This is a genomic window from Frateuria defendens, from assembly GCF_001182895.1.
Taxonomy (GTDB): domain Bacteria; phylum Pseudomonadota; class Gammaproteobacteria; order Xanthomonadales; family Rhodanobacteraceae; genus Frateuria_B; species Frateuria_B defendens.
Genome location: NZ_LFQR01000010.1, coordinates 1 through 951 on the forward strand (window position 1 = coordinate 1; position 951 = coordinate 951).

The 951-nt window shown below is 54.3% G+C and carries 2 protein-coding genes; both read right to left on the reverse strand.

The genetic code is table 11. The annotated features are described in order from the left end of the window. Positions 1–302, reverse strand: a 302-nt coding sequence (locus ACH65_RS19560; protein ID WP_153242446.1) for a hypothetical protein, incomplete at its 3' end; no start/stop codon positions are given. Positions 303–309: 7 nt separating this feature from the next. Next, positions 310–702, reverse strand: coding sequence for a hypothetical protein (locus tag ACH65_RS19565; protein WP_064504801.1), 393 nt, complete (start codon positions 700–702; stop codon positions 310–312). Positions 703–951: the final 249 nt, after the last annotated feature.

A 951-nucleotide genomic window follows, 5' to 3' on the forward strand; every position in this document is an offset into this window, starting at 1 on the left:
TTCTTTTCGAGGAAGGCTCGCGCCACCGCATCGTCAGGCACCCCGGAACTGCCTCCTATCTGATTCGTGCTGAGGCCAAGGTTTTTCCCTGAATCCTGCAGACGCATCGCCTCCAGCAAGAGGCGATTCTGGGCCTCCTCGGGTGATAGGCCCGACTCCTTGGCAAAGTCATTCACCTTCGCCATCAAACCCTTGAACAGGTCGGGATGAAGCTGTTCGTTATAGAGCTGCCCATTGAGTGCCGCTGCCGCACCACTGCCGCCACCGGCGACACCACCTATCGCCGTGCTGGCGAGTTGCATCAGAACCTTACTGTACGTGAGAGATGAATGTTGCAACTAGCTCACGATCGGAGTCGCTTTTGGCGACCTTTTGGAGCACTGGCCTCAAGTGATACAGCAGTAGCTTCTTGTCCGCCTCGCTCACCGGCATGCACTCTTCGATCATCTTCAAAAAGAGCTTGAGCGACATGAAGGATACAAATGCTTCATATGGCTTGGAGCTAGCAAATGGAAGCTTTCTAAAGTAATGCTTGGCCAACCGGATCTGCTCGGGGCGCTGCCACGATCTGTGGTTGATCAAGGCTATTGCGTCTCCGTAACCCGTCCTGTCGACCGAGTAGTTGGTCAACAGCCAATCGGCAGCATCTTCAGATGTCATCCTACCGAGCTTTTCGCTCAAGACTTTCAGTTGAGTATCCATAACTAGTCCAATTAGTGAGGACGGAACAGGTCATCTGGCAAGCCAGCATTGCCACGCAAGTAGGTCGGAGGCTGATAGTGCCCGGAATTGTTGGTGCCGCTTTACCTTGCTCTCTGCCTGTTTGGTCATCTTGCTCACTCCGGATGGCGATAGTGAACCGCTTATCCGGGTGTCCGTGGAACGGGGGCAAGATCACACTGCGGACGGGACAGGACGGGACAACGGGACAACAACAACAACAACAACGAA